Origin of the sequence: Providencia sp. PROV268 (assembly GCF_028477805.1) — a bacterium.
Classification (GTDB): domain Bacteria; phylum Pseudomonadota; class Gammaproteobacteria; order Enterobacterales; family Enterobacteriaceae; genus Providencia; species Providencia stuartii.
The window spans coordinates 24,909-46,326 of sequence record NZ_JAMPLW010000009.1; the positions used below are offsets into that span (position 1 = coordinate 24,909).

At 41.2% G+C, this 21,418-nt stretch carries 20 protein-coding genes and 2 pseudogenes; 9 read left to right on the forward strand and 13 right to left on the reverse strand.

Annotation, left to right across the window (positions count from 1 at the left end):
• Positions 1 to 244: 244 nt before the first annotated feature.
• A complete protein-coding gene (locus PR699_RS08015) occupies positions 245 to 451 on the reverse strand; it encodes a YbfA family protein (protein ID WP_014657758.1) in 207 nt (68 codons plus the stop codon).
• Positions 452 to 861: 410 nt separating this feature from the next.
• Between PR699_RS08015 and kdpF the strand changes: the two genes are divergently transcribed.
• From kdpF to PR699_RS08045, 7 genes are all read left to right on the forward strand, one after another.
• The gene (gene kdpF, locus PR699_RS19685) at positions 862 to 951 is read left to right on the forward strand and encodes a K(+)-transporting ATPase subunit F (protein ID WP_071243399.1); all 90 of its coding nucleotides are present in this window, start codon (positions 862 to 864) and stop codon (positions 949 to 951) included.
• Between the two features lies 1 nt (position 952).
• Positions 953 to 2,656 (forward strand): potassium-transporting ATPase subunit KdpA, encoded by a 1,704-nt coding sequence (kdpA, locus tag PR699_RS08020; RefSeq protein ID WP_004917735.1) that lies wholly within the window; start codon positions 953 to 955, stop codon positions 2,654 to 2,656.
• A 13-nt stretch (positions 2,657 to 2,669) separates the two neighbouring features.
• A complete protein-coding gene (kdpB, locus tag PR699_RS08025) occupies positions 2,670 to 4,733 on the forward strand; it encodes a potassium-transporting ATPase subunit KdpB (RefSeq protein WP_004917733.1) in 2,064 nt (687 codons plus the stop codon).
• A 10-nt stretch (positions 4,734 to 4,743) separates the two neighbouring features.
• Complete coding sequence (gene kdpC, locus PR699_RS08030; protein WP_014657757.1) at positions 4,744 to 5,337, forward strand: potassium-transporting ATPase subunit KdpC; 594 nt, start codon at positions 4,744 to 4,746, stop codon at positions 5,335 to 5,337.
• An 8-nt stretch (positions 5,338 to 5,345) separates the two neighbouring features.
• Positions 5,346 to 8,066 carry a two-component system sensor histidine kinase KdpD gene (kdpD, locus tag PR699_RS08035; protein WP_036943513.1) on the forward strand — a complete coding sequence of 907 codons (2,721 nt, stop codon included), beginning with the start codon at positions 5,346 to 5,348 and terminating at the stop codon, positions 8,064 to 8,066.
• Complete coding sequence (gene kdpE / locus PR699_RS08040) at positions 8,038 to 8,721, forward strand: two-component system response regulator KdpE (protein WP_004917729.1); 684 nt, start codon at positions 8,038 to 8,040, stop codon at positions 8,719 to 8,721. Before kdpD ends, kdpE begins: the two co-directional genes overlap by 29 nt.
• An 84-nt stretch (positions 8,722 to 8,805) precedes the next feature.
• The gene (locus PR699_RS08045) at positions 8,806 to 9,201 is read left to right on the forward strand and encodes a DUF5329 family protein (RefSeq protein WP_223854703.1); all 396 of its coding nucleotides are present in this window, start codon (positions 8,806 to 8,808) and stop codon (positions 9,199 to 9,201) included.
• 139 nt (positions 9,202 to 9,340) lie between these two features.
• Here PR699_RS08045 and glnS read toward each other — a convergent pair whose 3' ends face one another.
• On the reverse strand, positions 9,341 to 11,008 hold the full coding sequence (gene glnS / locus PR699_RS08050; protein ID WP_014657755.1) for a glutamine--tRNA ligase: 1,668 nt from the start codon (positions 11,006 to 11,008) through the stop codon (positions 9,341 to 9,343).
• A gap of 149 nt (positions 11,009 to 11,157) precedes the next feature.
• On the reverse strand, positions 11,158 to 11,973 hold the full coding sequence (locus PR699_RS08055) for a sulfite exporter TauE/SafE family protein (protein WP_014657754.1): 816 nt from the start codon (positions 11,971 to 11,973) through the stop codon (positions 11,158 to 11,160).
• A 218-nt stretch (positions 11,974 to 12,191) separates the two neighbouring features.
• Here PR699_RS08055 and PR699_RS08060 point away from each other — a divergent pair.
• Together PR699_RS08060 and PR699_RS08065 are read left to right on the forward strand one after the other, a co-directional pair.
• Positions 12,192 to 12,520: pseudogene (locus tag PR699_RS08060) on the forward strand (transposase domain-containing protein); the annotation flags it as partial.
• 9 nt (positions 12,521 to 12,529) lie between these two features.
• Positions 12,530 to 13,165 (forward strand): annotated as a pseudogene (locus PR699_RS08065) (IS3 family transposase); the annotation flags it as partial.
• Positions 13,166 to 13,406: 241 nt separating this feature from the next.
• Here the strand turns inward: PR699_RS08065 and PR699_RS08070 are convergent.
• From PR699_RS08070 to PR699_RS08115, 10 genes are all read right to left on the reverse strand, one after another.
• Entirely contained in the window at positions 13,407 to 13,892 is a 486-nt protein-coding gene (locus PR699_RS08070; RefSeq protein WP_014657750.1) for a hypothetical protein, read from the reverse strand.
• Positions 13,893 to 13,925: 33 nt separating this feature from the next.
• The gene (locus PR699_RS08075) at positions 13,926 to 15,287 is read right to left on the reverse strand and encodes a DUF2235 domain-containing protein (protein WP_014657749.1); all 1,362 of its coding nucleotides are present in this window, start codon (positions 15,285 to 15,287) and stop codon (positions 13,926 to 13,928) included.
• Positions 15,288 to 15,316: 29 nt separating this feature from the next.
• Complete coding sequence (locus PR699_RS08080) at positions 15,317 to 15,682, reverse strand: hypothetical protein (protein ID WP_014657748.1); 366 nt, start codon at positions 15,680 to 15,682, stop codon at positions 15,317 to 15,319.
• Positions 15,683 to 15,691: 9 nt separating this feature from the next.
• Positions 15,692 to 15,847, reverse strand: coding sequence for a hypothetical protein (locus tag PR699_RS08085; protein WP_014657747.1), 156 nt, complete (start codon positions 15,845 to 15,847; stop codon positions 15,692 to 15,694).
• Positions 15,840 to 16,352 carry a DUF3304 domain-containing protein gene (locus PR699_RS08090; RefSeq protein ID WP_014657746.1) on the reverse strand — a complete coding sequence of 171 codons (513 nt, stop codon included), beginning with the start codon at positions 16,350 to 16,352 and terminating at the stop codon, positions 15,840 to 15,842. Before PR699_RS08090 ends, PR699_RS08085 begins: the two co-directional genes overlap by 8 nt.
• 123 nt (positions 16,353 to 16,475) lie before the next feature.
• Entirely contained in the window at positions 16,476 to 16,631 is a 156-nt protein-coding gene (locus PR699_RS08095; RefSeq protein ID WP_014657745.1) for a hypothetical protein, read from the reverse strand.
• Position 16,632: 1 nt separating this feature from the next.
• A complete protein-coding gene (locus PR699_RS08100; RefSeq protein ID WP_014657744.1) occupies positions 16,633 to 16,896 on the reverse strand; it encodes a PAAR domain-containing protein in 264 nt (87 codons plus the stop codon).
• A 656-nt stretch (positions 16,897 to 17,552) separates the two neighbouring features.
• The gene (locus PR699_RS08105) at positions 17,553 to 18,008 is read right to left on the reverse strand and encodes a hypothetical protein (RefSeq protein ID WP_014657743.1); all 456 of its coding nucleotides are present in this window, start codon (positions 18,006 to 18,008) and stop codon (positions 17,553 to 17,555) included.
• On the reverse strand, positions 17,992 to 20,865 hold the full coding sequence (locus PR699_RS08110; protein WP_272572882.1) for an N-acetylmuramidase family protein: 2,874 nt from the start codon (positions 20,863 to 20,865) through the stop codon (positions 17,992 to 17,994). The genes PR699_RS08105 and PR699_RS08110 overlap by 17 nt, the downstream gene beginning before the upstream one ends.
• 5 nt (positions 20,866 to 20,870) lie before the next feature.
• Positions 20,871 to 21,416 carry a DUF3828 domain-containing protein gene (locus tag PR699_RS08115; protein ID WP_158514054.1) on the reverse strand — a complete coding sequence of 182 codons (546 nt, stop codon included), beginning with the start codon at positions 21,414 to 21,416 and terminating at the stop codon, positions 20,871 to 20,873.
• Positions 21,417 to 21,418: the final 2 nt, after the last annotated feature.

A 21,418-nucleotide genomic window follows, 5' to 3' on the forward strand; every position in this document is an offset into this window, starting at 1 on the left:
CCTGCAAAGTGCGCTATGTCATGCCATTACTGACTATTGAGTCTTAATTGAAATTTAAAGGCGCGCCGTCGCTTCATAGTCGGCATTATACTTTGGTCCATGAAAAAGGAAAAGTTATGCGCTAATGAGCGCCTCATCGGCATAGAAAAAGAGGGAATGGTGGAGATAGGTCAGGTTAAATAATCTAGCATTTGAAATTAATATTCCCCCCACAACCTAGTGTTGCGGGGAGCAGGATCACCAATTAGCGATGAGTATTCATGGTCATTTCTGAGCGCTCAAGCCAAACGGGTTTATCACTTGTTTTAGCCCACACTTTATAAAGGTAGCTATAAAACTTTGCGCGTTGTGGATGAAAAACCATAACCGGAAATGCAAGTATGCCAGCGGTTAACGCTGCTGTGCGGCGTAAAAGCACCTGATTCCGGGAGTATTCGTGATATGCGGACATCGATATCCTCCTGTCAGTAGCCACATTATTTGCCGATTTTAGTTTGCCCCTAACTTACACATAGTACCCATTCAAGAGTGACCAAAATCGTACAGATAGTATGAAAGATAAATTAACTGCCTTAATAATACTCTTCTATTGGTAATTTTACTACTGATCTGACCACTTAAAAGATAAAAAAATCGTCAATTTTGAGAAAAAATGTAGGTTTATTACAATAATTAACAGCAAAATGAATAAAAACAACAAAACGATCACAATAAATTAACAACATCGATTAACAAAGCGTCACACTGCCGCTTTTTATCGCGATTTTTATACTTTTTTTACACCCCTAACTGACTTTTTATCAGCTTCTTTACAACGTAATCCTTACCCTACTCCTATGGAAATAATAAGGAGAAACGACTGTGTCATTACTTTCCATTATTGGGGCAGTTTTCGTTGTTTTACTGCTGGTTTATCTCATTTATGCCCTGCTTAACGCGGAGGATTTCTAAGATGGCCACAAGTGCATTACTACTTATTGCCAGTTTTTTACTGGTGCTATTTGTACTCGCGAAACCACTCGGACTATTTATTGCCCGATTAATAGAAGGCGATATGCCACACTTTATCGCCAAAACTGAGACGATCATTTGGCGTTTCAGTGGGCTAAAACAGCCAGGTCGAGAAATGGCAGAGATGAATTGGTCACGTTACGCATTCGCCATTTTGCTGTTTAACGCATTGGGCTTTGCGTTACTTTTTATTCTGCTGCTATTTCAAGGCAACCTCCCTCTTAACCCACAAAAATTTCAAGGGATGAATTGGGATCTCGCTTTTAATACTGCAATTAGTTTTGTAACCAATACCAACTGGCAATCTTACAGTGGTGAAAGCAGCTTAAGTTACCTGAGCCAAATGGCTGGATTAACCGTACAAAACTTCTTATCCGCAGCAACAGGCATCGCAGTCGTGTTCGCTCTGATCCGTGCTTTTGCACGCCACAGCAGTAAGACGCTGGGTAATGCTTGGGTGGATCTCACGCGTATTACGCTCTATTTACTCTTACCGTTAGCGGTTATTTTTGCGCTCTTTTTTGTTAGCCAAGGTGTGATCCAGAATTTCTCGCCTTATGTCTTAAGCAATAATCTAGATAGTTCAGCTCAACTCATTCCAATGGGGCCTGTGGCATCTCAAGAAGCGATAAAACTCTTGGGCACAAATGGAGGCGGATTTTTCGCCGCAAACTCTTCTCATCCCTTTGAGAATCCAACGGCGTTGACTAACTTCGTACAGATGTTAGCGATCTTTTTGATCCCAACAGCCTTATGTTTTGCCTTTGGTCGCTCCGTGGGAGATAACAAACAAGGAAATGCCCTGTTATGGGTCATGGCGATTATTTTTGTCATCGCGGCTACAACGGTGATTTATGCCGAGTATGTTGGCAACCCTTTTTTAGCTGATTTTGCGGCAAATAGCTCAATCAATATGGAAGGAAAAGAGAGCCGATTTGGGATCCTTGGCTCAGCATTATACGCCGTTGTGACTACCGCAGCGTCATGCGGTGCCGTCAATGCCATGCATGACTCTTTTACTGCGTTAGGTGGTATGGTGCCAATGTGGCTAATGCAGATTGGTGAAGTGGTATTTGGTGGCGTCGGCTCCGGTCTGTATGGCATGTTGCTCTTTGTTTTACTTGCCGTATTTATTGCCGGTTTAATGATTGGCCGTACTCCCGAATATTTGGGTAAAAAAATTGAAGTGAGAGAAATGAAAATGGTGGCTATTGCTATTTTAGTTACACCGACATTAGTACTTTGCGGTACTACACTCGCTTTAATGACAGATGTGGGCCGCGCTGCCATTTTTAACCCTGGTGCTCATGGTTTTAGTGAAGTGCTATACGCTTTCTCTTCTGCTGCCAACAACAACGGAAGTGCTTTTGCAGGGCTTAGTGCAAACACACCGTTCTACAATGTTGCACTGGCAATCACCATGTTCTTAGGCCGCTTTGGTGTCATCTTCCCTGTTCTTGCTATCGCGGGTTCATTAGCAATGAAAAAACCTCAAATGGCAAGTACCGCCAGTTTACCGACGTATGGGCCTGTTTTTATTGGCTTATTAATTTTAACCATTTTACTCATCGGTGCTCTAACTTTCGTGCCCGCACTTGCGCTGGGTCCGATAGCAGAACATTTGCAAATTGGGTTAGCAGCATAATGAGGGAAATAAAATGAACAGTAAAAAAACTCAGCTTTTTGACCGTAAACTCGTTCGTCAATCGATTATTGATGCGATAAAAAAATGTACACCGCAAGCTCAATGGCGAAACCCCGTCATGTTTGTGGTCTATATCGGTAGTCTTATTACCACGCTGTTATGGCTAGCGATGCTCACCCATTATAGTACTGGGGATGCTTGGTTTAGTGGCATGATAACCTTATGGTTATGGTTTACTGTCTTATTTGCTAATTTTGCTGAAGCGCTCGCAGAAGGGCGCAGCAAAGCACAAGCGGCTAGTCTCAAAGGGGTTAAGAAACTCAGCAGTGCGGTACGTCTTGCTAACCCTAGCTTGGATGCCCCGCAAGAAACCGTCAATTCAGACCAGCTACGCAAAGGTGATATCGTTTTGATCCGTGCGGGTGAAACCATTCCTTGTGACGGTGAAGTGCTTGAAGGCGGTGCCTCCGTCGATGAAAGTGCAATTACGGGGGAATCAGCACCCGTGATCCGTGAATCTGGTGGGGATTTCTCCTCAGTGACGGGGGGCACCCGTGTATTGTCAGACTGGCTGATCGTTGAGTGTACCGTTAATCCCGGTGAAACTTTTCTTGACCGAATGATCTCCATGGTTGAGGGAGCGCAACGTCGCAAAACACCTAATGAAATCGCACTGACTATTCTATTGACCGCGCTTACCATTATTTTCTTGCTCGCCTGCGCAACCCTGTATCCCTTTACTCTCTTTGCAGCAGAATATGCAGGTGCTGGCAATGCAGTTTCTATTTTAGTGCTGATTGCGCTATTAATTTGTTTGATCCCAACCACCATTGGTGGATTACTCTCCTCTATTGGTGTTGCAGGGATGAGCCGCATGTTAGGTGCGAATGTCATCGCCACCAGCGGGCGTGCGGTTGAAGCTGCTGGGGATGTTGATGTGCTATTACTGGATAAAACAGGCACAATCACATTAGGTAATCGCCAAGCCTCTGCCTTTTTACCGTTATCAGGTGTCACTGAACAACAATTAGCTGACGCAGCTCAACTCTCATCGTTAGCCGATGAAACACCTGAAGGTCGCAGCATTGTAGTACTCGCGAAACAAAAATTTAATTTACGTGAAAGAGATATTCACGCCTTAAATGCCACTTTTGTTCCTTTTTCGGCAATGACCCGTATGAGCGGCGTCAATGTTGGTGACAGGATGATCCGCAAAGGTTCAGCCGATGCCATTCGCCGTTATGTTGAAGCTAATCATGGTAAATTCCCACTCGAAGCAGACAAGTTAGTCGAACAAGTTGCTCATCAAGGGGGAACTCCATTGGTCGTCGTAGATAACCAAACTGTTCTTGGTGTCGTCGCCTTAAAAGATATTGTAAAAGGTGGCATCAAAGAGCGTTTTGCTCAAATGCGTAGCATGGGGATCAAAACGGTAATGATCACTGGGGATAACCACCTAACGGCAGCCGCTATCGCTGCAGAAGCGGGTGTTGATGATTTCTTAGCAGAAGCGACGCCAGAAGCCAAATTAGCATTAATTCGACAATATCAATCGGAAGGCCGTTTGGTTGCCATGACAGGCGACGGCACCAATGATGCCCCTGCCCTTGCCCAAGCCGATGTCGCCGTTGCCATGAACTCTGGTACACAGGCCGCGAAAGAAGCGGGTAACATGGTGGATTTAGATTCAAACCCAACCAAACTGATTGAAGTGGTGCACATAGGCAAACAGATGTTGATGACTCGGGGATCGCTCACCACATTTAGTATTGCAAACGACATTGCCAAATATTTTGCCATTATTCCAGCCGCCTTTGCGGTAACTTGGCCACAACTTAATGCCCTCAACGTCATGCAGCTCCATTCACCAGCTTCCGCATTATTATCGGCGGTGATCTTTAATGCCTTGATCATTGTGTTTCTGATCCCATTGGCATTAAAAGGGGTCAATTATCGCCCTATGAGCTCACAATCGTTATTACAACGCAACCTTGGTATTTACGGCCTTGGCGGTCTGATCGTTCCTTTTGTTGGCATCAAACTTATTGACATGGTCATTAGCCTCTTTGGTTTATAAGGAATCAATTATGAACACGATCCGTTCATCCATTGTGGTATTAATTTTATTGGCGATTATAACGGGTGTCGCTTATCCTCTATTGGTTACTGGACTCGCGAATGTTCTATTTCCTTGGCAAGCCCAAGGTTCGCTCATCCAGCAAGAAGAGCGTGTTATTGGATCTACTTTGATTGGTCAAAATTACCAATCTGACCGCTATTTTTTCGGCCGACCTTCAGCGACGGCTGATTATCCTTACAATGCGTTAGCCTCAAGTGGGAGTAATCTTGCAATAAGTAACCCACTTTTAAACGAAGATTTCGCACAGCGTAGTCAACAGTTGAGGATGCAAAACCCAGATGCGGGACAAGCTATCCCTGTCGATCTACTTACCGCCTCTGCCAGTGGTTTAGATCCACAAATTTCTGTTGCGGCAGCACTCTATCAAGCACCGCGTATCGCAAAGAACAGACAGATCCCACTAAAAGCAGTAGAATCATTGATAGCGGCACAAACAGAAAAGCCACTCCTTGCCTTTATGGGGGAACCCGTTGTGAACGTGTTGCAACTGAACGTGGCATTGGATGAGTTTAAGCAGCAGGCCAATCTCCCTACTTACTGAGGTTAGTTATGGACAATCAAGATCCTGTACGTCCAAATCCAGATGAATTGCTGGCAAAAGCCAATGAAAGTGGTCGTGGCAAACTCAAAATATTTTTCGGCGCCTGTGCAGGCGTCGGAAAAACTTATGCGATGCTACAAGAGGCACAGCGCCTGCGGGCGCAAGGCCTAGATGTCTTAGTGGGGGTCGTCGAAACCCATGAAAGGGAAGAAACCGCCGCGCTCCTTGATGGTTTATCTCAGTTACCGCCGCGCCGCTTAAATCATCGAGGCCGTCGTATGAGTGCTTTTGATATTGATGCTGCTATTGCAAGGCACCCTGCTATCATTTTGATGGATGAGTTGGCATTTAGTAACCCAGCAGGTAGCCGCCATCCGAAACGGTGGCAAGACGTTGAAGAGCTTCTTGATGCGGGTATTGATGTTTTAACGACTATCAATGTGCAACATATTGAAAGTTTGAATGATATTGTGGGTAGCATTACAGGGATCCACGTACGTGAAACGGTTCCCGATCACATATTCGATGCCGCCGATGAAATCGTTTTAGTCGACCTTCCCCCAGACGATCTCCGCCAGCGCCTAAAAGAAGGTAAAGTCTATATCCCCGCACAAGCCGAGCGTGCGATCGAACATTTTTTCCGTAAAGGTAATTTGATAGCCCTTAGAGAGTTGGCTTTACGCCGTACTGCCGACCGAGTCGATGACCAAATGCGAGAGTTTCGCGATGGTAAAGGGCACGTTCCTGTTTGGCATACTCGAGATGGTTTACTGTTATGTATTGGTCACCATAATGGCAACGAAAAACTGGTGCGAGCGGCGGCAAGGTTAGCGGCAAAACTAGGCTCTGTTTGGCACGCCATTTATGTCGAAACACCAAAGTTACATCGCCTTCCTGAAGGGCACCGTAGGGCTATCCTTAAAGCGCTCCGCTTGGCTCAGGACTTGGGAGCCGAGACAGCAACGTTATCCGATCCTTACGAAGAAAAAGCGGTTTTACGCTATGCGCGCGAACACAATCTAGGCAAAATATTGGTAGGTCGGCGCACGAAGCGTCGCCGCTGGCTAGACTTTGGTACTCATACAAACTTTGCTGAACGTTTAGGCGCATTAGGCCCAGATCTTGATTTAGTTATTGTTGCACTCGAGGAGAGAAATGATTGGGTCAAGGAGCCTGAACGTAAGCCTTTTTCTGAAAAATGGCGGAGTGATGTTAATGGGTTTTTAGTGGCTATCGCTATCTGTACGGTGATTACCCTGTTTTCACGTACTTTTTTGCTGGCCCTCGATAAAGCCAACCTTGTTACGCTGTATTTACTGGGTGTTGTATTAGTCGCGCTTTTTTATGGGCGTCGCCCATCCATCTTTGCTGCGCTAATCAATGTAATTAGCTTTGACCTCTTTTTTGTACAACCCCATTTTTCACTCGCCATTATGGATATGCAGTACTTGGTCACCTTTACCGTCATGCTAATTGTTGGTGTCGTGGTCGGGAATCTAACTGCGGGTATGCGATATCAAGCGAGGATCGCGCGCTACCGTGAGCAACGAACTCGTCATCTATATGAAATGACAAAAGAATTAAGCCGAGCACTCACAGAGCAAGATATTGGTAAAACTGGCTATCACTTTATCAATAACGCCTTTCAAGCAAAAACCTGTTTATTGTTACCAGATGAAAACAATCAGCTCTCCCCTTTGTTATGTGAAGGTCATAGCCCTATGCAAATTGATCAGGCTATTGCTAAATGGAGTTTCGAGAAGCGGCAACCTGCTGGTGCGGGGACAGATACCCTCCCAAGTGTACCTTATCAATTACAACCCATTACAACCGCCGATCAAACACTGGCTGTACTCGCCATTGAACCCAACAATCTCCGTCAGTTGCTGATCCCTGAACAGCAGCGCATGTTGCAAACTTTTACAGGGCTGATTGCTAGCGCTTTAGCGCGTTTGCAATTGTCAAAGCAAGCGGAAAGTGCAAAATTAGATATTGAGCGTGAGCAGTTACGAAATTCGTTATTAGCCGCATTATCTCATGATCTTAAAACCCCCTTGACGGTGTTGTTTGGCCAGGCGGAAATTTTGACCTTGAATCTGAGCGCTGAAAATTCTCCTTATACTGAGCAAGTGAATCAAATGCGCCAGCAGATACTGAGCACCTCACGTTTAGTTAACAATTTATTAGATATGGCACGGCTGCAATCCGGCAGTATTCAACCTAATTTTGAGTGGCAATCACTGCAAGAGATCACAGGCAGTGCGGTTAGAACCCTTGATTACACCTTGCATAGCCACCCTCTATCTATTGATATTCCTGCCAACTTATTGCTCTATTGCGATGGCAATTTAATCGAGCGCGTATTAATTAACTTACTGGAGAATGCGACTAAATACAGTGATAAAGATACCCCGATGGGAATTTGTGCTCAAATAGAGGATAATCAAGTACATATTGAAGTTTGGGATGCGAGCAACGCTATCCCTGATGGGCAGGAAAAAATCATTTTCGATAAATTTTCTCGCGCCCAAAAAGAGTCGGCTATTCCCGGTGTAGGCCTTGGGTTAGCAATTTGTCGAGCCATTATTCAATTGCATGATGGCAACATTTGGGCCGAAAATAATAAAAAAGGTGGAGCTAGCTTCCACTTTGTTCTACCTTTTAAACAACTTCCAGATATTGAAGAGCTAGATAATTATTGTGAATCCCCATCAAATACTGATCATTGAAGATGAAAAAGAGATCCGTCGCTTTGTCCGATTAGCTTTGGAGGGGGAAGGCTGGAAAGTTTTTGAGGCGGAAAACCGTCATCGGGGGTTAATTGAAGCGGGAACTCGCCAACCTGATCTGTTAATACTGGATCTTGGCTTACCGGATGGTGATGGCTTAGATCTGATCCGTGATCTGCGCCAATGGAGTAGTATCCCGATCATCGTTCTCTCCGCTCGCGAAGAGGAGTCACAGAAAGTCGCGGCATTAGATGCCGGAGCAGATGATTACCTGACTAAACCTTTTGGTGTTAGCGAATTACTTGCAAGGGTCAGAGTCGCTTTACGTCGCTTCGGTAAAGTCACTCAAGAAAACGCAATATTCCAATTTGGTGATGTCACAATTGATTTTATCAATCGTCTCGTCACCAAACAAAATGAAGAGTTACATCTCACCCCTATTGAGTTTCGCTTGCTCAGTGAACTCGTAGCAAACAGTGGCAAAGTTCTAACGCAACGCCACCTATTGTTACAAGTTTGGGGGCCTAATTATGTTGAACATAATCATTACTTACGTATTTATATGGGGCATTTACGCCAAAAACTGGAAAATGATCCCGCTCGCCCTATTCATTTATTAACGGAAACGGGGATTGGCTACCGATTTATGCCATAACCTCTTATTCTCAGATTATTTCCTCTAGCTGCTGTAAAGTGACTCGCTATAATCTTCCTTATATCAAATTAAGGAGAGCAAATTTTGCAATCAAACATGACTTATCTAGTCCGCCGTTTTTCTACTGTTTTCGTTTTATTATTAGGTCTGTTTGTGGCCACACAAGCACTGGCACTAAGCCCTGAAGAACGCACGCGCACAGAAGCACTGTTAACTGAACTAGGTAAACAGCAGAATTTAACCTTTACCCGTAATGGCTCTGAGCACAGTGCAACCGATGCGGAGTCTCATCTACGCTTAAAGTTAAGCAAAACACACAAACGCTTGAGCACCACTGAACAATTTATTGATAACGTCGCGTCCAAATCCTCTATCACAGGTGAAGAGTATCAGGTCAAAGACAGCGAAGGGAAAGTCACTTCCGCGAATCAATATTTACATCAATTACTAAAAGAAAAAGTGGATACCCAAAAGCCTTAGTCTTGGTGATATCGGCTATTCTCCCATAAAAAAAGCTTCAGTGGCTGAATATAGCCCTGAAGCTTTTTTATTATACCTAACGTGTTCTCGCATCGAGCCATAGGAAAACCCTATAGACTCGACACACACAAGGGGGCAATTATTGTTTCTCTATCTTCGCCCAAGTATCGCGCAAGCCTACCGTACGGTTAAACACCAGTTTATCTGCGCTGCTTAAACGGTTATCTGCACAGAAATAGCCTTCTCGTTCAAACTGATATGGCTTATCTGTTGCAGCTTCACGCAAGCTCGGCTCAACAAACCCGTGTCGAATAACCAATGATTCTGGGTTAATGACCGATAAGAAATCTTCTTCCGCCGCTGGGTTTGGTACGGTGAATAAACGGTCATATAAACGAATTTCAGCAGGTAGTGCGTGCGCTGCGCTAACCCAATGAATAACGCCTTTCACCTTACGACCATCGGCAGGGTCTTTATTTAGGGTTTGTGGATCATAGGTGCAGTAAATCGTTGTGATGTTCCCTTCTGCATCTTTTTCCACGCGCTCTGCTTTAATAATATAAGCATTACGTAGGCGAACTTCTTTACCTAACACTAAACGTTTGTATTGACGGTTAGCCTCTTCGCGAAAATCTGCGCGATCAATATATAACTCGTTGCTAAACGGCACTTCACGAGTTCCCATCTCAGGTTTATTTGGATGGTTAGGTGCGGTCAAGATCTCTTCGCCTTCTGGCATATTTTCAATGACTAGGCGTACAGGATCGATCACCGCCATCGCACGCGGCGCGTTTTCGTTAAGATCATCACGAATACATGATTCCAGCGACGCCATTTCCACGTTATTGTCTTGCTTAGTCACGCCAATACGCTGACAGAATTCGCGAATAGATGCAGCGGTGTAACCACGGCGACGCAAACCCGAAATTGTCGGCATACGCGGGTCATCCCAACCATCAACTAATTTATCTGTCACTAATTGGTTCAACTTACGCTTAGACATGACCGTATATTCAAGGTTTAAGCGTGAAAACTCATATTGACGTGGATGACAGTCAATCGTGATGTTATCAAGCACCCAATCATATAAACGGCGGTTGTCTTGGAATTCCAATGTACACAGTGAATGTGTAATGCCTTCTAATGCATCGGAAATACAATGCGTGAAGTCATACATTGGGTAAATACACCATTTATTACCTGACTGGTGGTGCTCTGCAAATTTAATACGATACAAAACGGGATCACGCATAACGATAAAAGGTGATGCCATATCGATTTTTGCACGTAAGCAAGCTTTACCTTCTTCAAAGCCACCCGCACGCATTTTTTCAAATAGCGCTAAGTTCTCTTCAATACTACGGTCACGATAAGGGCTATTTTTACCCGGCTCTTTTAGAGTGCCACGATATTCACGAATTTGCTCTGGGCTCAGTTCATCCACATACGCTAAGCCTTTGTTGATAAGCTCAATAGCATATTGATATAGAATATCGAAATAATCAGAAGAGTAGTGAACCTTACCGCTCCATTGGAAACCTAGCCACTGAACGTCTTCTTGAATCGAGTTGACATATTCAACATCTTCTTTGACTGGGTTGGTGTCGTCAAAACGTAAGTTACACTGACCCTGATAATCCTGCGCTATACCAAAATTCAGGCAAATTGATTTTGCATGACCAATGTGTAAATAGCCATTCGGTTCAGGTGGGAAACGTGTATGCACCGAAGTGTGTTTCCCGCTCGCCAGATCTTCATCAATGATCTGACGGATAAAATTTGTTGGGCGAGTCTCTGCCTCATTCATTGTCATCATTCCTCAATGCCAAAAGCGCGTAATAGCAAAATATATTCTACCATAATCTGTCAAGAAACAACCGTTTGATCAACTATGTATTGATTAAACACATATTGCCCTGTATTTCGCACCTGAAACAATGATATTAAAGCAATACATTAGGTTAATAGCATAACACTTAACACAATAAGAAGGAGCAGTGGATAACTTTGAGCATGGCGCTTATCGCTCAAGTATGGCATCAATAAACTGGCAAAACGAATTCCTAGCCATGATGTCACAATCAGAATTAATGCCCCCTTGATATAAACCATCCCAATAAAGCCAGCACCTAATTGAACATGTTCCGTTAACGCAAAATAAAAGTAGGTCAACGTTCCTGTTATCGCCATCGGTAATGTTAGTGGGTTCGCAAACGCAGCAGCTTGGATCATCGTCGCCCCACGACGTCGCATTAGTGGCACCGTCATCACACTCCCCCCCACACCGAGAAATGCAGCAACCGCCCCTATGACTAAACCAATAGGTATATCAGCAAAAACACCGCCGCCTGAAGGCGTTATGCCCTCAGTGTGTGTTTTCATAAACCCGGGTCTTATCAGGCAATCTAAAATCGTAATAACAAGATAGCCAATAAAGAGCCAACGGATCCATTCACTATCAACAGAGAGCGCAATAAAAGCCCCCAAAATACCGCCTAAAGAGATAGGAATAATAAACGGGCGAATAATGCTCCAATTTAAATGACCTTTCCGATAATGCGCCCTACTTGATAGTGAGGCAGAGAAAATCATCACGCAGGTTGAAGTTGCGACGGCAATTTGCATCGCAACTGCACTTGCTTCGCTCTCTGGCCCCCACACCAAGGTAATGAGCGCATAGAGTAGAGGAACCGTAATAAAGCCCCCACCGAAACCAAAAAGTGCTGTCGTGATCCCAGAAATAAAACCAAAAAGACAAAGTAGTAGAGTCACCAATACATCTCCATTCAAGATAACGTTGTTATCTTATTGTGAAGAGCCGTGATTAACTTACGCATAACGGACAATGTGTTTTGAAATTTCGCCAAATTTAAGGGAATAAAAAAGGGAGGCTTACGCCTTAATGTTGATCAGTTAAGAACTAAATAATGGATTGAATGATCCTACAGTTCTGCAAAAATACGTAATCATCCGAAGATTACAGATTTTTTATGTTACTTAGCCAAGCTTTCGAGACTGTTCTGGCTTTCTCGCCAAAAGAATTTACAGCCCTTTCTGACCTCCTTTCCGCAGAACTCATTGACGAATGTCTCTTTTTCGTTCTCTTTCCATGGCTCAACTCGTTTTTCATCTCGATATTGTTTTACCGAGCAACCGACCTTACGTTGCACCAAGTGCCGTTGTTCAGGCTCGGCAACGGTTAGGGGAAGATGCCGTTCGCAAAGTATTTGAAAAAACAAGCCAGCTCTGGCTTGATAAACTGCCATTATCACACTGGAACGGATTAACCTTGATGGCTGTCGATGGCACATTATGGCGGATACCAGATCCCCGCTATGGGTATCTGATGCTGCATGGTTTGCTCAGAGGTGAAGGCCGAGTCCAGAACCGTAAACGTACATATCGCCTCTACATCGAGGAAGGCTTGCAGGTCAGGACGAAGAAGCGCAAGAAGCTAACCCAGTCAAAGCAGCCCATGGAAGTACCAACGGCTCCCAATTAACGTTGGTCTATAGCCTTTGTTTCAGACCAACTCAGCAATGGTCGGTGCTTTCGGGTACTGAATGTCGTGGATGATTATTCGCGGGAAATGGTCGGTCAATTAGTCTCTGTGGCCATCAGTGGCAGGCAGGTCGCCAGATCCTTGGACCAATTGATGGAAGAACGAGGCAAACCCAACAAGGTTACCTGCGATAATGGGACCGAATTTACCAGCAAAGCGATGTTTTTTTGGAGCAAGGAAACCGGTATAACATTGGGCTTTATCCAGCCAGAAAACCCCACGCAAAACGCCTTTGTGGAAAGCCTGAATGGTAAATTCAGAAATAAATGTCTGAACCCGCATGGGTTCAGAACCTTAGACGAAGCCAGATACGAAATCGAGCTATGGCGTGAACACTACAACCATGTTCGCCCACATAGTTCACTGAACGATATGCCGCCTGTTGCGTATGCCAAGCAAGTCACTTCACAAGCTTATTCACGGTTGGGATATATTTATCAAGAAGGAATTGGCGTAAAGCGTAACCTCGGAATATCAGGACAATATTTTATTCAGGCAAATGTAGCGAATACGCTTAATTCATTAAAAGGAAATAAATTTGACTGTGATATTTACAAAAATTGAGAATTCACAATAATTTGAATACTTCTAAATGTTTTTATGTGAGTCCAAAATCCTCAATGGTTTTAGATTCAGACTCACACTATGGCTTCGTTACATTGGTTTTCTGGTTTATATACATTTCCTTTTCTGAAAGAAAAATCAATACAATAAAATAAATGAATGAAATAACACCGATAACAATCGAAATCCAATTTAATCCAACTAGTGTATAAAAGTAATTAGATACTCTATTCAGTAAGAACATAATGAAACAGATAGCGATAGGATACCGATAGCCAATACTGCGCAATCGCTGGATTTCCAGTAATGAAAAAGTACAATAAGAGAGACCATAAATGATCAGAATAACCAAACCATAGGCAAATGAAATAGAAAACCCCAAATCCAAGTCAATACTTTTTGATAGGGCCTCATGAGTGTATCGATAATTAGCGCTTACAAATAAAGAATTAACCACCTTAATTGATAATGTCAATAAAATTGCAGTTAAAATATAATAACAAAAAAATGAAAGTGACTTTCTTTTAGTATATAAAAATGCGGTACCTATTTTTCCTTCAGTCATAACTTCCTTATAATATTGATTGAGTGTGAAATTTTAAAATTTAGGCCACCCAGTGAATATAAAATCATTACCAACATACAGTGGTGGCTCTGGAGGCGTATTTACTTCAGGTTCATCTGGCGGAAAATCCCCAGAGAGTGGTTCCATTAAACGAATATAAAAATAGTGATAATTTATTCCCTCTGCGCGCTGTATATCGTGGACAAACCAACTATAGAGCTCATTTGAAACAGGAACATATGATATCGGAAATGGCATATTATCATATCCCGCCGTGCCACAGTCGATATAGTATTGTGCCCGACGTTTAGCGGGCCAGTATATTTTATCAAAAATTTCAGGTGGAACAGGGCTAAGCTTTCGTGTTTTGACTTGCCATGCCATTTTTGCTACTTCAGATAACCACCCCCAATCTTTCTTCAATAACGCCATTTTTTCAGAAGCACCGAACGCAGCTTGTCTAGACTTAGCTGAAATATTAAAACCACCTTGATGTGAACCTGCGGATAATAATTCGGCTTTCTCTTGCTCCTCTAATTTTCGTAGCTCATTTTTATATTCATAATGCTTCTGACCTAACCACGCAAAATAACTGTCGAGGTGAGCATTCAAGGCCGTAAATGTCAATTTTTTTAATGGAATGCCTGATTGATAATAATCTACCCACTCTGTTGCCTTTTTTCCTTCCACCTTTTGTTCATCTTGGAAATAAAGCCACGTATCAAAATCCATCTCGCGCAATGCATCGAGTTCAGGAAATGCGGCTAAATGCATTTTATTTAAGGCGACTTTAGCGAGTTCTTCATTGGGCTTTTGTTCATTATTTCTTAATCCCCCGCCAATATCCTCGCTACAACCAGGTAATAGTTCTTCTTGATGATGCTCCCCACTTCTGCCCGTTAAATAGAGACAACGCCATTTGCGTTTTTCATGGGCAGCTACCAAATGTAAAGATTTTTTAACCTGAGTGGGAAGTGGAGTCATATGGTCAATATATTTACGCCCTGAAACCATAGTAATTAATGAGTCAATAGCAACTTCCGTTACCTTATTACTTTTTGCCGGAAGTGTTAGTATATTTAATCCATAATCTAATCCGTTATCCTCACTTTCAGGCGTGTCACGAGAGCAATCGAATAGTCCCACAAAAGGAATGTCAACCCAAGCACCACCGTGAACGCCCCCGTAAAAATAGAGACCCGTATCATAATCTTTTTGGCAAATTTGGTTAATTAAAACGCCAATAAAGTATCGCGCTAATGTCGCGCCCATATCAAAGCCAAACACAGAAACTGATATGCGATGAAGTGGAATGTCACCAGTATTTTTCGCTTCTTGGTAAGCCCTTTTTATGACCTCTTTTAAATCATTAATCCGCGTTTCAACACCAGTCACAAAATTATAAGCAATAAACTCGTTATCTCTTAAAAAAGGTGTTCCTCAATGCCTTTTTTGCTTATTTTGGCTGTATAATCGATAAGAGTCTCTCCCATCAATTTCATTTGACCTTTGGGAGACAATAATTCTTCAATATCTTTAACACCACCTTCCCCAAATAAAGAATCAATGCCAATATCTTTAAACGCATCAATCTCAGCACTGATAATTTCATCCAATGCCTCATCTTTAAAATCACTATAGATTTCCGATGCGACTTGACTGGCTTTTTTACCCGCTAGAGCTTGATAAGGAGTCCCTAGACCGGAAATATAAATTCTACTATAGGTATCGGTTTCTGTATTGAAATCATTATTTTTATATATTGCATATAGTTTTGCTATATTGCTCAATTTTTCATCTTATTTATCTTTTTCTAAGTTCCGGCCAACACCATCAAAAAATAAGCCTATATGTAAAGTCCGTGAACAATTCCCCAATTTACATTCTTGTGCTTGCTTTGCTTTGTTTGTTGCTGCAATGATCGAATCAGTACTAGCTCGTTTATCATTATTCATTATGTGTACCCTCAATTTCTTTACTTGAGCTAAAAGGGTTATATGAAGATGAGTTTTTATTATTCCATTCTAGTTTAATTGTATTTTCTGGTAAAAAATGAACATGTAATGTATCGTCCCCTTCTTTACGCTCAGGTAATGGTACCTTAATTTGATAATTTTCAGAACGCATTCCTGCGTCATATTGTGAACCTTTGACACCTAATCGCCACTTTATTACAGCTATTTTTCCTTTTATTATTCCGCAGCATGTCATTGCACCTGAACCATAGGCATAGGGATTGTATTTATAAGCGGGTGCATTCCCCCCCATAATGTTATTTAAACTAAACCATGAAATGGGCCTGTTTTGCCAATTATGAGTAACTAAAGCGACCTCTTTATTATCTAATGCATCATTTGCACTTGACTTTGATGCAAACAAAACAGATAGCCCAATTAAAAATGCAAATAAATACAACTTGAACCTCAGTAGCCTTTCGTGATTTTGTTGAATCCATGTCATGTTTTTCTCCTATATTTAATTTTATTGCAATATGCTTGTTAGTTAAATCAATAATTTCATATTGAGCTAAATAATAAATATTTGCTTTTTCATTCAGTGAAAACCCTTACTCGCCCAGCTCCATCAAAAAATAAACCCCGTTCTGTCTTTTGTCCAAAACCATAAAGTCAGCGCAAACCCCATAAACAAGATAATCAATAACACCACTAACCAGCGACGCGTATTGGGACGTGGCACTTTTGCGGCAACAGGCGGAATGGTATTGAGCCAAACAGGCATGTCAGCCTACCTTGGCGGGCGAAAAGGAGCTGATTAAGGTACAGCCACAACCGCATTTATGCCCCTGAAAAGCGACAGGGATACCGTTATCGAGGTAGTTAGGATTACCTTCAATGATGGTGGTCGGACCGTGCCCTTTTTTCGGGCAAGAAACCTGATCACCTTTGCGATCCACCCCAATCCCCCCGAATTTCATGGTATCAGAGCCTGTCAGCACGGTGCCACCGTGGGTGGTTTTATCGCCTTTACGAATAATTTGTTGCATGGTTTTAGTCCTTTAAGATTTCAGCTGGTTAATAGCCCGTTTCTTCAATAAGTAATAAGTGCGTTTGTATCTTCATTTCTTCAAATAAATAGGTTGATGACTCCATCTCTTTTTCCGCAACTATTTTAACTCTCTTATCAGTCATCCATTGATAATCGAAGGTTTCATCGCCTTTCGTTTTACTCTCGATTTAGATAGCTTAGATTTTTAGTGGGCAATTTATTTTTAAGTCTAGCATGTCGATAATCATCGAGGTTTATTAATGTGTTATAAGCTTGTGATAGGGTTTGGCTAGGAAAATAATAGGTATATTCTAAAGTACCGTCATATTCCTTTCCTTCGTCTAACTGTCGGCAATAGGATGAAAATGTTGCATTCTTTGATTGAAGTTGCTTTGTTTCAACATTATGATTATTAGCGAAAGCTTGTAATGGAAATTTAATATAAAAATAATCAGAAAATTTTTTAACAATAAATCAAAAGTATTCCACCTCCACACTTAATTAGACAATTTCAATTACTCCTTGGTTATAATTTAACTTTCATCAACAATCATCATATAATCTTTTTTATTAGCGTAAATTTTGGTGATGGTATATAGCATTGCTCATCATGATTATTCGACTTTTTCTTTATTACTCTGTAATATTAATGAATTAATCTATGCAACCTAGAGCACTTCCTTTATCACACTCAAGGATGTTGAGTAAATCATCAAGTTTATCAGTCTGTGTTTTAATACATTCATATTGATATTCTTTATTATTCGTTAAATGTGTGACTTGCAGGCCGCCGTCATTATTTTCACCTTCAATATTTTTATATAATGAATAATTAGCATCACCACTTGAATAAGTAACCCTATAGTATTCAGTGTTAAATCTAGAGTAATAACTGTACTTAAAATTGCTATTTTTTGATAAGCTTGAAGAGTAGTTAATGACAATGGAATCATTTTTTTTCATTGTCAGCATTAGTTCATCATCAATTGAATACACACTAATTACACCATCCTTCGTGGTGCAATGAAAAAACATCTGATTACTTGCAAAAGTGTTTGAAGATATAAGTGTAATGAAAATTATTTCTTTAAGTTCATTTAAAAATCTCATAATTTTTCTCCATTTTTTTATCATATCCTTTTTGCAAAGGGCCATTATATGTTTTTGCAAAAGTCAACCAATCCTTCTCTCTTATTGATTTAAGTAATTTATTATTTGATTTTATGAAATTAACAAATGCATTTAATTGGTTTTTTTCTGATTCAGACATAGCAAAAACAAAATCTTCCGGTGTTGAATAACCCGCTGATGAATAATTTGAACCCAATATTTGGAATTTTCCCCATGATGCTGATTTCAAAGCGGCAGTTTTATCCAAATTATATGCTTTTAATAATTTAGAATATTGTGTTGATATACCACCATAGCCACCAGCTTTGCCATTAGAGATATCTGCGTACTGATCAAATCTACCTGCTGTATATTTTCTAAAGTGGTGCCTTTCAAATAAGATTGTAGGAACGTAATCATCGTCATTTTGAAATTTAAAGTAGCTGCCATAACTTCCAGTTTCTGTCATTGCTACCGCTTTGATTGCAGCGACTTCACACTCCAAAATTTCAGCCGCAGCTAAGTAATCATTGTCATCAATAATATCGCCATTATAGAAATGTAAAAACTCTAAAGGTGTCAATGTATTTTCAATTGGAGTTACAGGATAATTTTGCATTAGGAAAGGTGCTAAAAACACCAGCGGATGCATATGCCACACTTCAGGACCTAATTTTTCACTAGTTACATCCTGCATCCAAACCATACCATCAAGAAACTCTTCGCTGTAAGAGCGCCATAATGGAGCTTCTTCACTGAGTATATTTAAAAATTTTTGCCATACACTATCGCTTTTTTTGTAATACCAATCACTAGGGTGTTTGACTATGGTTTTATTGACGATATGGGAAAACATCGGGTTATGGAAAGCGCGACGGTATTCTTCTGGATTGTAGTGCTCCGTTGCACTGCCTTTGATTTTATTAATTAAACGTTGATAATTATGGGCAATAATCCCTTTTTCAGGGCGTGGTGATACTTTAGCTTCAGCCAAAATAGTATCAAATATCGCACTGATATAAGTGGCTTTGGGTTGAATGTACCCGTTTAAATAATCAAACGTTGTTGTTTCACTGGTTAAGGCCCTAAAGCCTATTTTCTCTAAATCATAACGCGACAGAAAAAGCGCATGTTGGGTAATATTTTGGTATTCCGCTCGTTTTGTTTCATCGGCTTGAATTTCTTCAACACGCTTTATCAGTGAGCCGATTTTATCTTTATCTGTGTCACTGATATCAATCTGTTTGGGAAAATACCCTAGATGCTCAGGTAAAAAATAGTATTTTTGCTGTTGTTTGTCTGTTTCTATTTTTAATTCACTTAATTTATGCAGACTTTCCCATTTTGTTATCCGTTCTGTTTTAACAAATTCATTTTCACCTTTTTTTTCCCACAACATTAATCCAGGTAAGCATTTTAAATAGTATGGGTCATTAATACCAACGGCGTCAGGATTTTTTAAAAACTGCGGGAGATTGTCATCATGACTAATACATTCAATATGCACTTGATAGCGTGACTCAATCCCCTGCTCTTTGGGTGCTTGATAAAAGCCCATATGACCGATACTGTCCCCCGCTTTAATTGCTATCGGTGTGTTCAAACTGACGACTTTATCAAATTCCATCACATCCTGTGCGGGTGCCAAACGAAAACCCTTCCACCAAGACGGCGTAATATCATTTTCATCATGACGAGCAATGTTGTTGTTATCCACTAAAATCCAGACTTGCTGACGACTGCCTTCATTCGATTTAACGGTAACGAGTCCATACTCTCGTGATTGATTTTTTTTCGTAATGGTTAATTTGGTTTCACTTTTTTCTGGCGACCACTCTACCAGTGAGCCTTTCGCTAACGTAGTTGAACGCGGTGTTTTAGGTTGTTCTCGCCAGACAGCTGGGTAGGCATTAAGAGTATTTTGTAGCTTCCAAACTGGCGTTGTTTCTTCTTTTTGATACGCACTATGAGGCGCTAAGTGCATATACAACGTATAAAATCGCAATCGGCTACGTTCACTATCCCCTAACTGAAGCGTATGACGAACCAGTACAAACGAAGCAGATAATTGAAGTATAAAGTTTTTCCATGGGATTGTTTGATACTCTTTATTGATTCGATAAGCAATAATTTCACCGTCAGCCATACAACGTATCGATTGTTCTCCTGTATAGGCTCCCGCAAACACACTGCGTTCTTCAAATTTTTTAGCACTTAAGGCACACCAAGGGGTCGTCGCATTGGTAATATGGATACCGCTATGCCACATTCCATTACGGCCCAGTAAATAACTCCCCGTTGATTCACCATTGAGATGCGCCATAATGTCATCTAAATTTGAGAATTCTTGACCACGCTCATTTTTAGGAATGGGATACACAATTTTAATTAACTTGGCACCTGTTTTTTCTTCTTTTTTTTCGTCTGCGGGTTGATTGCCAGCGTAGCGATATAATACAAATGGAGTACTCTCATCTCGATACTCTTGGTTTGGATAAAAGCCTCTTTGTTGCACAAAATCAGAAACCCAATGTTTTCCATCAAACATAGCCATGTGTCCATGGATGCTTCTAGCATTTTTTGGGTTTTTAAGCCGCTCAATAATAACAACATCACCTTTTTGCTGACCTAAAACTGAATAACTTATGCCTTCTTTTTGTGCTTCAGCGCCGGGAACAGGGGTAAACCCATTTTCAATTAACCAAGGGCCGTAGTCTTTAGCTGAGTTTATACCTGAATTTTTTATTGATGCCCCTCCATGAATTAGTGCTTTTTTTACATAAGATGCGCATTGGCCAAGGCTTGAGGGTTCTGCATTATTCTTGATGTACTCAACTGATTTATTTTGATCCCACATAGCAATTACTTATCCCCCTGATCATATGTATTTATTACTTTATTTATTTTCCATTCATTTTTATCCTTCTTTAGTTCAATAAGAAGGTATCTATTCTCATCTGAACCATCGCCTAAAATAGAGAAAACATAAGCTAGATTTTTATTTTCTGAAATAGGGAACACATTAATATTCTTCTGCCACGATAAAGAATCGTCCTGTGACTTTAAAAAATAGTTAACATCAGTTTCAATCCACGTTCCCTGCCAGTTACAAATAGTATTTCCATTATTCACCTTACATTCTCTGTCTTTTTTACATATTTTTTTTAATTCATCTTTAGATCTATCTGAATCATAATTACAATCAGTCGAATCCGTCAGTTTCATTTCCAACTCTGATGTCATATATTCTTTTTGTAGTTTGAATAGGCTACCACTATTACCTGCTAGATATTTAGAGTAAAACTCAAAAACTGTACTCTCTGGAGACGTACTGCTTTTTCCTTGCACGGTAGAAACAAAGAAAATAGAAATCATTATTATCAATAAGTTGCTGATATGTTTGTTCACAT

Excerpts from the sequence above, each read along its gene's own strand:
- PR699_RS08015 (WP_014657758.1), bottom strand. The coding sequence starts at position 451 with ATGTCCGCATATCACGAATACTCCCGGAATCAGGTGCTTTTACGCCGC.
- kdpA (WP_004917735.1), top strand. The coding sequence starts at position 953 with ATGGCCACAAGTGCATTACTACTTATTGCCAGTTTTTTACTGGTGCTA.
- kdpB (WP_004917733.1), top strand. The coding sequence starts at position 2,670 with ATGAACAGTAAAAAAACTCAGCTTTTTGACCGTAAACTCGTTCGTCAA.
- kdpC (WP_014657757.1), top strand. The coding sequence starts at position 4,744 with ATGAACACGATCCGTTCATCCATTGTGGTATTAATTTTATTGGCGATT.
- kdpD (WP_036943513.1), top strand. The coding sequence starts at position 5,346 with ATGGACAATCAAGATCCTGTACGTCCAAATCCAGATGAATTGCTGGCA.
- glnS (WP_014657755.1), bottom strand. The coding sequence starts at position 11,008 with ATGAATGAGGCAGAGACTCGCCCAACAAATTTTATCCGTCAGATCATT.
- PR699_RS08070 (WP_014657750.1), bottom strand. The coding sequence starts at position 13,892 with ATGACTGAAGGAAAAATAGGTACCGCATTTTTATATACTAAAAGAAAG.
- PR699_RS08085 (WP_014657747.1), bottom strand. The coding sequence starts at position 15,847 with ATGAATAATGATAAACGAGCTAGTACTGATTCGATCATTGCAGCAACA.
- PR699_RS08090 (WP_014657746.1), bottom strand. The coding sequence starts at position 16,352 with ATGACATGGATTCAACAAAATCACGAAAGGCTACTGAGGTTCAAGTTG.
- PR699_RS08095 (WP_014657745.1), bottom strand. The coding sequence starts at position 16,631 with ATGCCTGTTTGGCTCAATACCATTCCGCCTGTTGCCGCAAAAGTGCCA.
- PR699_RS08100 (WP_014657744.1), bottom strand. The coding sequence starts at position 16,896 with ATGCAACAAATTATTCGTAAAGGCGATAAAACCACCCACGGTGGCACC.
- PR699_RS08105 (WP_014657743.1), bottom strand. The coding sequence starts at position 18,008 with ATGAGATTTTTAAATGAACTTAAAGAAATAATTTTCATTACACTTATA.
- PR699_RS08110 (WP_272572882.1), bottom strand. The coding sequence starts at position 20,865 with ATGTGGGATCAAAATAAATCAGTTGAGTACATCAAGAATAATGCAGAA.